Genomic DNA, 9323 nt, shown 5'->3' on the forward strand with positions numbered 1-9323 from the left:
GCTTCCGGGAGCTGACGGACCCGGCCCTGCTGGCCGTGCAGCCCGCGCGCATCGAGCTGGTGACGCTGGACCAGGCCATGACGCTGGCGCAGTTCCAGTCGCGCTCCCCCTCCACGATTCCGCTGGAGGAGCTGGCCCTCATCAACGGTGTGAAGCCGGCAGACACGCTCCCGGCAGGCCGGCTCGTCAAGCGCGTCACCGGCGGTCCCCCTGCCAGTCCGTGACGTTCCGTGCGAGGCTCGCGGGGACCGCTTCTCTCTCTGGTGGTGCCCATGCGCTCGATCGCCCATTGCCTGCTGCCGCTGACCCTCCTGCTCTCGCTGCCCGTGCTCGCGGAGGACGCGAAGCCCTCGTTCAAGCTCGAGGGCCACGAGCTGGTGCTCCCCTCCCCCATCACCTTCAAGAGCGGCACGGACACGCTGACCGAGGAGAGCACGCCGGCGCTGGAGCACGTGCGCGCCTACCTGGACGCGAAGTCGTACATCTCCGCGCTGCGCATCGAGGGCCACTCGGACACTCCCGGCGAAGACAGCCAGACGCTCTCCGAGAAGCGGGCGCTGGCGGTGGCGCTCTGGCTGGTGGCGAAGGGTGTGGACTGCAGGCGGCTCGTCCCGGTGGGCTTCGGCAACAGCAAGCCCGTGGCCGACAGCTCCACCCCCGAGGGCAAGGCCCAGAACCGTCGCATGAGCTTCGTCAACGCGGCTCTGCGCGACCGGCCCATCGGCGGCATGCCGTTGGACGCGGGCGGCAAGCTCGCGGGCGATGCCTGCGCGAAGAAGTGATCAGCGCCGGTCCCGCCGCAGCTCCGCGAGGATCTTCCTCAGGTACCAGACCTCGGTGCGGTTCGGGAACCGCCCCCTCTGCGCCATCAGGTGTCGCGCGAGCGACTCCTCCGCCTGCGCCCTGGGCAGAGGCGTGCTGCGGAACCAGGCCCGCCGCAGCCGCTGGGCCTCCGTGCCTCGGACGAGGAGCGCGATGGCCACTCCGAGCACCCCGAGCCCAGCGAGGATCAGCCACTTCTCGTCCACACCTCACCTCCGCGGAAAAGGGAGCATGCCTATCGGGGTGAGCCCTCGGACTCAGAACAGCTTCCACCACTTCTTCTTCGGCGAATCTGTCGGGTCTGAAGGCTCCTCTGGCTTCGGAGCCCCGCTCGCGGGCGTCTGGCTGCTCGATATGGGCGGAGAGGCCGCCGGGCCAGGCTGTGCGGGCGCGCCGGCCTTGGGCCTCGGTGGCATCACCGTCTTACGCCCGTACTTCCGCTCCAGCGCTCGGGCCTTCTCCTGAAGCGCCTTGCCCTTCACCCGATCCACCATGGCCACGTAGTTGGCGAAGCCCACCGCGGAGGCGATGACGTCCGTCGAGCTGTTCCACTTCTTGCCCTCGGGCCCGCTCTTCTCGAGCTGGTGCAGGAGCGCGCGGAAGCGCCGCAGCGTCTCGCGATCCACCCCTGGCTTGTCGTTGACGACGACGCCCGTCACCTCCTGTTGCCCGCCCCGCCGCAGCACCCGCGTCTTCTCCGGGTGAGGGGTGAACTCCTCCTTGCGGATGACGAACCGCGCCAGCCGCAGCAGCTTCCCCACATCCCCCGTCCCGCCCTTGGGCACGGAGAACGTCAGGTCATCCGCGTAGCGCGTGTACGTGAAGCCCAGCTTCTGCGCCGCGCCCTTCAACCGCCGGTCGAGCCGCCGGCACAGCAGGTTCGTCAGCGCCGGAGAGGTGGGCGCGCCCTGCGGCAGCCTCCTGCCGCCCTGCGCGACGAAGTACCGCTGCCCATCCAGCTCCACCTCTTCGAGATCCGGCTCGGTGCACAGCAGCGCCAGCGCCGTCGCCGTCGCCTCGCTGTACCCCAGCTTCACGAAGAAGCCCTTCACCCGCGGGTACACCACCGTGGGGAAGAAGTCCTTCAGGTCCAGGTTCACCACCACCGCGGCGCCCACGTGCGGCTGCGCGTTGCTGACGATGGAGCGCCCCGCCCGGAAGCCGTGCGCCGCATCGTGCACCGGCAGCTTCTCCAGCACGTTCTCCAGCACCCAGTGCTGGGCCGCCTTCAGCCGAGGCAGCGGCGCGGAGATGAGCCGCAGGCCCCCCGTCTTCTTCGGCAGCGCGAAGCGCACGTAGTTCGTCCGCGTGGACACCACCCGCGCGTAGCAGAGCTGCCTCAGCTGCCCCACCGTGAGCCCCAGCGCCTGGGCCAGAGCCTCCGGCGTCTCCAGCTTTGGCAGCCCCTGGCGCTCCAGCTTCGGCGCATCCGGCGTGCGCTGGCTCAGCCCGCCCGACACCCCGCGTCCCAGGAAGAGGATCTCCTTCGCCTTGCGCGCCTTCCAGGCCTCGGCCCGGGCCACCCGCTCGCGCTCGCGCCGCTCCTTCGTCTCCTTCTGCTTGCGCTTGCTCTCCGCGAGCCGCTTCTTGCGCAGCTCCTTCTTCAGCTTCTCGAGGTTCCCCAGGCGGGACTGCTCGGTGGTCAGCGCCCGGATCTGGCTCTGCAGCTCGGCCTTCCGGTGCATCTCATCCCGGGGATCCCCGGGGATGCCGCTGCGCGCGGGCCAGTAGCCCAGGCGCACCATCTCGTCCAGGATGACCTCATCCTTGGAGCTCTCCTGGATGCGCTCGTACAGCTCCTGCCGGTTTCGCGGGGGTCGTTGGGCCATGGCGCTCTCACGAAGAGCAGGGAGGGTTCGTCCACGCGGCGGTCCGAGAGCACCTTCGTACTGCTCTCAGGACTGGCTCGTCTCGACTCAAGCCGTACCCCCTACCCCGGGCGCTATGGATTTACGGAATCCACACCGCCATACGCCTGGGGTAGGGAGGTACGGCACAGTCAAGAGCGGGCCAGTGATGCATCACAGGCCATCAGGCAAGGACGGCGAAACGCCGCCCGGGTTGCAAGGTACTGCCCTCTGACCGCCGCGTGCGCGAACCCTCCCTCCCTTCATGTCCGATGCGACTTCGAGTGCTGGAGCCGCAGCGCGAGCAGGTGCTCGCATGGCCCCTTGAACAACTTGTTCTGCTGGAAGAAGTTGCAGGTGCACTCGGCGGAAACCATACGCTGATCCCCATCGAGCCGCAAAGCTGCGCGGTGCACCTTGCTGCTGTCCCGTACCGTCCCCTTCAGCTCCAGCCCTCCATCCACATTCGAGGGCTGAGCCTGCACCATCACCGCCCGTCCCTCCAGGAAACGCGAGGCCTTCTCCTCACGCTCGTTGGAGAAGCGCAGCTTCTCCATGGGCAGCGGCTCGCGGCTCAGCTCACGCGCCCGGTACACGCCCTTGTTCAGATCCCAGATGGCCCGGCCCGCCTGCGTGTACGCGCCCAGCGCGCCCAGCACCGTGGCCCGGTCCATCCCCAGCCTCGCCGCGAGCGCTTCCGGAGGCTCGCGCCACGTCTCCTTGAGCGCATCGAAGACGCGGCGGCGGGTGAACTCGTCCACCTCGGTGCGGGGCGCCATCAGGTCGAAGTTGCCCGCGGTGGACCAGTCATTCGCTGTCCACCCGGAGAGGCCCAGCGTGAAGGACAGGTCTCCCAGGTCCGCCACATAGAAGGACGGCATCCCGCTGCCCAGCAGGTGCACCGTGAAGCGGCGCGCCACGGGGATGAGCCGCTCGAGGATGAGCAGACGGCGGCGGCCCCACACGCGGATGTCGTGCGTGCCCTGGCCCTCATAGATGGAGCGCGAGCACGTCACCTCCAGGTTCCACGGCTCGAAGACGACCTTCACCGGCTGCCCTGGCGTGAGCCGGTAGCGCATGGAGCGCGGGCCCTTCTTCTCCTTGCGGCGCTTGAGCACGAAGAGGAAGTTGTGCACGTCCATGGGGTGCAGGTCGACGCGCGTGGCCGGCAGGCTCATGGCCGAGTTCACCTGCAGGAACCCGCGCACCCACGAGTCCGGCAGATCGATCTTCACTTCCTTGTACGCCGCGTCCTCGCCCGTCTTCGTGGTGAAGCCTGTCGGGTCCACCTCGAAGTGCGTCTTCTTGTACGAGCGGATCTTCTGGAACTCGTCATAGAGCGGCGACGAGTAGTCGATGTTGGTGGTGCCGCAGGCGAACTCGCCGACGTTCTGGAACACCTCGTAGCTGGCGCCCAGCCGGCCGTAGCTGGACTCGTCCTGGCTGAAGCACTCGAAGAAGGCCTCGTCCGGGTGGACGGTGATGACCGGATCGAAGACGAACCAGAAGTCCCGATTCTTCTCGTAGAGGTAGTTGAAGTAGCGCCGCCGGGCCTCCAGGAAGGGGCCCATGCGCCGGGCGCTCTGCCGCTCCAGCTCCGTCAGCTCCTCGCGCAGCCCCTTCAGCCGGCCGGCCACCTGCTGGCGCTGGGCGAAGATGGTGTCGAGATCCGCGTCCTCCTGCTTCGCGGCCCAGGCCTTGTAGGCCGTCTTGTCCTTGGGCTTGAAGCGCAGGTCCGACACCACCACGCTGTGCAGGGCGGAGATGGCCTCGCGGAAGGCCACGTTCTGGCGCAGCTCCCCGGAGAAGTACGTGGGCGGGCGCTTGGTGTCCGGAGAGAAGGACAGGTCGGTGCGGTCGCCCCGGTGCTCGACGGCGGTATTGCCCCGATAGGCGTACTCAAACTCCACGACGGACCTCCACTGGCTTCAAGCGCACGGGCAGTGGGACGGCTGGCTGCGCCTTCCCGATGGCGAGCATGGCCTCCAGCGCCGCGGCGCGATTCTCTATAGCAATCGTCGCTGACAATCGGTGCAGCACATCCACCACCTGACGGCCTGCCACCTCGTCGCGCCGCCCCTCCTTTCGGAGGAACTCCAGCACGCGGCCACGCGCGGCGCGCCCCTTGTTCACCTGGTTCAGCACCCGGTTGAAGTATGGCACCAGCTTCTCCACCAGGGCCACGTTGCCGCTGGCGAAGCGGTCCAGGTAGTGCGTGGCGAAGAGCTGCACCGGGGGAGCCGGGTGCTCGGACAGCCGCAGCAGCAGCTCCGGCCCATCCTCCTCGCGGAACGAGCGCGCCAGCATCTCCCGCCCGAACGTCTGCACGTCCGTCCGGACGCTGTCCGCCACGGAGACGAGCACCTCCAGGGTGTAGTCCTCGGGGGCGAAGCGCTCGCGGAAGTAGCGGAAGGCAAAGGCCCGCGCGTCATCCCAGCGCGTGTCGAGCAGCCGCACCGCCGTGGCCAGATCCGCACGCACCACGGACAAGTGGCTCTCCATCCAGTGCCAGGCCCACTCGCGCACCTTGAGCACGTCGTGGCCCGCGAGCTTCACCGCCCGCGCCACGTCCACCGTCAGTGCGTCTCCCCGCTTCTCGAGGAGCGCGGCGCCCAGGCTCTGCGCCGTGCCGTCCTCCGAGTCCAGCAGCCGCCACACCGTCTCCGCGGAGACAGCATGGAACGCGGTGGCCAGCTCGCCGGTGATCAGGGCGGCCACGTGCTCCGGCACCCCCTCGGGCAGTCTCCGGCGGAGCAGCGCCGCCACGAGCATCTCCAACACCCGCGCGCCCGCCGCCGCGTCCAGAGTGACGAGGCGCCCGATCAACGGACGGATGCCCTGGCGGACATCCGGGTGCGGACTGGAGGCCAGCCTCGCAAGGACGTCCTCGTTCGCGAGGAATGCTGCGTCCGGCATCTTCCCCAGCAGGCGCAAGCCCAGGGTGCGCAGAGAGGCGCTCGCGGACTGCAGCAGGTGGCCGAGCACCTCGGGAGGCACCGGCTCGGTGCGCAGGTCCCGGCGCAGGAGCAGCTCGCCGCCCAGCTCCTGAACCTCGACGAGCGGGTGGCCCAGCAGCTCGATGAGGACCTCCGTCCCCGGCGGCCGGCCCAGGGGGCCCAGCGCGGCGAGCACCAGCAGCTTCACGTCGGCTGCCAGGGGACCATCGTTCGGGCCCAGTTTGCGCGCCGCCTGGAGCAGGTGACGGATGAACGCCTCGGCCACGTCATCCGGCATGACGGAGCCGCGCAGGAGGCTGGCCACATACTGGCGTGTCTCGGTCTGCGGCGAGATGGCCAGCGCGGCGAGGAAGGACAGGTCCTTCAGCAGGACGTCCCGGAGCGCATCCAACCAGCGGAAGGCCTGCTTGCGTGCAGGCGCGTACGGGGAGCGCGCCGCCGCGAGCACCAGCGCCCGAGGCTCTCCGCGCGCATTGACCCGCTCGATGGCCAGGTCCAGGCCCAGCTGGGCCGTGGGCTCATAGGGCTTGTCCAGCAGCATCGCCACCGAGTCCGCGTCGAGCTGAGCCAGGAAGGCTGGCAGGGCGCGCAGGGCGCGAGCAGCGAAGGTGTGCACGGGCGCGCAGCGGCTCTCGTCGAGCAGGTGCATCAACCCTTGGGGCGTACGGTCCCACAGCTCGGGGAAGCTCTCCTCGCGCTCGCGCACCTCCGCATCCGAGCGCGGCTTCCACTTGGCGAAGAAGGTGAGCCTGTGAGGCACGGCCACCAGGCGCCGGCTGCGTCCATGCAGCAGGTGGTTGAAGGCCCAGTAGGGAGCAAAAGCGCCCCAATGGTGCTCCTCGCGGTTGCGGCCATAGCCGGAGGTCGTCGAGAGCTCGGGCACCGCGTCCTCGTCGCTGAAGGCCAGCAGGACACCCACCGCCATCTTCACGAAGTCGGAGTCCTCAATCTGGCCCATCCGCCGCAGCGTGCGCCAGACGCGGCGCCGCAGGAACAAGCGCGTGGCCTTGTTGAAACCTTCGCGCCCGCTTCGGCTGACGGCGCGCTCCTTCTCGTAGCGCCAGGCGATGAGGCCGAACACCTCCCCGTCCCGGCGGTACTCGGCCATCTTGAAGATGTGACGCAGCGCCTTCACTGCGCCGCGCTGGAAGGGGGCCGCCCGCAGCACGCGCAGCAGCGCAGGGCGCGACACCTCCGAGTCCACCAGGTACACCGTCTCCAGCACCGCGTAAGGGTCCTTCCCTCCGGCGGCGAGGAGCTTGTCGAGTTCCTGTCCGAAGGTCTCCGCGTTGCCCGCCTGGGCGGCGTCGCGGAGCGCAGTGGGCAGCTTGCCCATCAGGTCCTGGCGGAACTCGCGACGGGTGGCTTCATCGGAGAGTTGGAGCAGCGCCTCGGTGGCGATGCGGCGCACCATGTCCGGAGTACCGGGATCTCCATAGAGCCGCCCGAGCGCGGACACGGACTGCGCCGAGCCCAGGCGCCCGAGCGCCGCAGCGATGCAATACGCGCGCAGCGGTTTGGCACGCTCCAGCATGGGCAGGAGGATGGGCTCGGCGGCGCGGACGCGCAGCTCGCCCACGCGCCAGATGACGCGCTCCAGGGGCCGAGCCGTCGCGCGCACCTCGGTGGAGCGGAACCAGCGGCGGGTGCTGACCTCCTGCGTGAGCTGTTGGAGCAGGGTGCTCTCGCGGGCCGAGGCTCCCGGAGGCGCGGCCGGTGCCCCAGGCGTGGCGGCAGGCCCACCGGCCGCGGCCGGCGTGGACGCTGCGGGCCGAGGCGGAGGGGGCGGCAGCCCAGCAGAGGGGTGCCCCGCGCGCACATAGCCGGTGTCCAGCTTGGACTGGACGAGCTTGTCGAAGGCTTTGCGCGCCTCGGCCATGGAGACGGGGACGGGCGTCTTGGTGCCGTCCTTGAGGGCGGCGCCTCGCCGACCGTAGCGGAAGTTGACGACGTACTGGCCCGCCCCGACCTCGAGCAGGTCCGCCTCGTACACCTTGTCGCTCCTCCCCTCCTGGAAGAGCAGCGTCACCTGCTCGATGAGCTTCACGTCAGTTCACCAGCTTCTTGATGTCGCCATAGGCGCGGTAGAAGCCGCCGCGAGCGGACTCGCGCACGCCCTCGACGACGAAGCGAGAGCCCGCCTCACGGATGTCCTTGGGGAACTGCACGTGCCAGTTCTTGTTGTAGCCGGGGGACGTGACACGCACGCGCACATGGCCGCCGTCCTCGTAGCACTCGACGACGACGCCCGAGCCCGCGCTGCGGGTCGTCTCCACCGTGCCCACCTGGGCGGCGGCCAGCGGCTTGGGAGCCTTGACGGTGACGGCCTTGGGGAGGGTGCCCTTCTGGGCGTCCTGGATGGCGGCCTCGCTCGCGTCGATGCTGGCCAGGGAGCCGTCGGTGGTGACGATGTAGAGCCGGTCCTTGAAGAACTGCATGGAGAAGGCGGAGCCGCAGCCGGTGGACAGCTTCCACAGCCGCTCGCCCTTCTCGTTGAAGCAGTAGATGCTGGACATGTTGTCGCCAGCGAAGACGTACTTCCCGTCCTCGACCGCGGCGCACGAGAACACCGCCGAGTCGCACTTCATCACTGGGCCCACATCCCCCTTCTTGGTGAACTTGTGGACGTAGCCGGTGTTGGTGCAGGCGTAGATGGAGGACTCTTCCTGCCAGCCGAACATCACGTGGCCGTTGGTGGGCTTGGACCAGATCTCGCTGCCGTCCTCCCAGTCGTACATGGTCACGCCCTTGGCGTGGCCGTGGTACATGCCGACCTCGTCACAGCGGACCATCCACGCGTGGGTGCCCTTGCTCTGTCGGGACCAGACGGACTCGTCCTCGTGGTTGATGGCGGTGAGCTTGCCGTTGGCGTCGGAGACGCCGAGCACGGCGTCCTTGATGTCGAGCCAGAAGATGTCCACGTCCTCGGCGATCTCGTACGCCTTGCGAGGCACCTTGCCGCTGAGATCGTACACGTTGCCGTCATCGCAGCCGGCGTAGAGCCAGCGGTCGTCGGCGACGATGCTCTTCACACCATCCGGGAGGCGGAACTGGTCGAGGACCTTGCCGTCGTGGCTGAGCGAGTAGATGTTGCCGCTCTCGTTGCCCACCCAGCAGCGGGCGTCATCGACGAAGATGCCGAAGGCGCGTTCACCGGTGCCGAACTTCCAGCGGATGGGGGCCTGCTTGGCAGCGGAGGTGCCGCTGGTGATCTCGCGACGGGTGACGGAGCGCTTCTTGCGCTGGCCGATGACGGCGGGGGCGTAGCCCTTCTTGGTCTTCTCGGCGATCTTCTTCTGGGCCTCGGCGAGGGCCTTGTCGGAGTTGGGGAAGTCGGTGACCTTGAGCTGGCCGGAGTCACCGATGCGACCGAAGCGGATGGAGAGCTTCTTGCCCTCGACCTTCACCTCGTAGAACTTGTGCGAACTGCCACCGTCTTCCGAAAGCTCCAGGTACGTCAGCTGATCAGCCATTCCCGTGGTCCCCTCTGGCGAACGATGCGGAGCCTAGCCTCACCCGCTGACATTCCGGAAGCCCTAGACGTGCGTGTGGCAGGCGACGAGGGAAGGAAACCCTGGAGGTCTTCTCCGTGGGCGCAATCCTCCGAATCGGCTGTAGTGGCCCTCTATTGCAGCTGCACGGGTTCAAGCTTCGAGCGGATGGCTCGGGTAGTGGGATGGTCCTTGCCGAGCGCCTT

The 9323-nt window shown here is 68.6% G+C and carries 6 protein-coding genes and 1 pseudogene; 2 read left to right on the forward strand and 5 right to left on the reverse strand.

Annotated elements, in window-relative coordinates; translation table 11 throughout:
• Positions 1-224 (forward strand): annotated as a pseudogene (locus VD972_RS12225) (peptidase M48); the annotation flags it as partial.
• A 48-nt stretch (positions 225-272) separates the two neighbouring features.
• Positions 273-782 carry an OmpA family protein gene (locus VD972_RS12230; RefSeq protein WP_324985678.1) on the forward strand — a complete coding sequence of 170 codons (510 nt, stop codon included), beginning with the start codon at positions 273-275 and terminating at the stop codon, positions 780-782.
• Here VD972_RS12230 and VD972_RS12235 read toward each other — a convergent pair whose 3' ends face one another.
• The 5 genes from VD972_RS12235 to VD972_RS12255 form a co-directional block, all read right to left on the reverse strand.
• The gene (locus VD972_RS12235; protein WP_324985680.1) at positions 783-1028 is read right to left on the reverse strand and encodes a hypothetical protein; all 246 of its coding nucleotides are present in this window, start codon (positions 1026-1028) and stop codon (positions 783-785) included. It lies immediately after the preceding gene.
• 51 nt (positions 1029-1079) lie between these two features.
• The gene (locus tag VD972_RS12240; RefSeq protein ID WP_324985683.1) at positions 1080-2651 is read right to left on the reverse strand and encodes a reverse transcriptase family protein; all 1572 of its coding nucleotides are present in this window, start codon (positions 2649-2651) and stop codon (positions 1080-1082) included.
• 281 nt (positions 2652-2932) lie between these two features.
• Positions 2933-4579, reverse strand: coding sequence for an SWIM zinc finger family protein (locus VD972_RS12245; protein ID WP_324985686.1), 1647 nt, complete (start codon positions 4577-4579; stop codon positions 2933-2935).
• Positions 4569-7673: a hypothetical protein gene (locus VD972_RS12250; RefSeq protein ID WP_324985689.1), complete on the reverse strand. Its 3105-nt coding sequence runs from the start codon at positions 7671-7673 to the stop codon at positions 4569-4571. Before VD972_RS12250 ends, VD972_RS12245 begins: the two co-directional genes overlap by 11 nt.
• 1 nt (position 7674) lies before the next feature.
• On the reverse strand, positions 7675-9099 hold the full coding sequence (locus tag VD972_RS12255; protein WP_324985692.1) for a WGR domain-containing protein: 1425 nt from the start codon (positions 9097-9099) through the stop codon (positions 7675-7677).
• Positions 9100-9323 lie beyond the last annotated feature (224 nt).

It is taken from the genome of Hyalangium sp. (genome assembly GCF_035629615.1).
Lineage (GTDB): Bacteria > Myxococcota > Myxococcia > Myxococcales > Myxococcaceae > Hyalangium.

Coding starts and splice junctions, on each gene's coding strand:
- VD972_RS12240 (WP_324985683.1), bottom strand. CDS start 2,651: ATGGCCCAACGACCCCCGCGAAACCGGCAGGAGCTGTACGAGCGCATC.
- VD972_RS12255 (WP_324985692.1), bottom strand. CDS start 9,099: ATGGCTGATCAGCTGACGTACCTGGAGCTTTCGGAAGACGGTGGCAGT.
- VD972_RS12230 (WP_324985678.1), top strand. CDS start 273: ATGCGCTCGATCGCCCATTGCCTGCTGCCGCTGACCCTCCTGCTCTCG.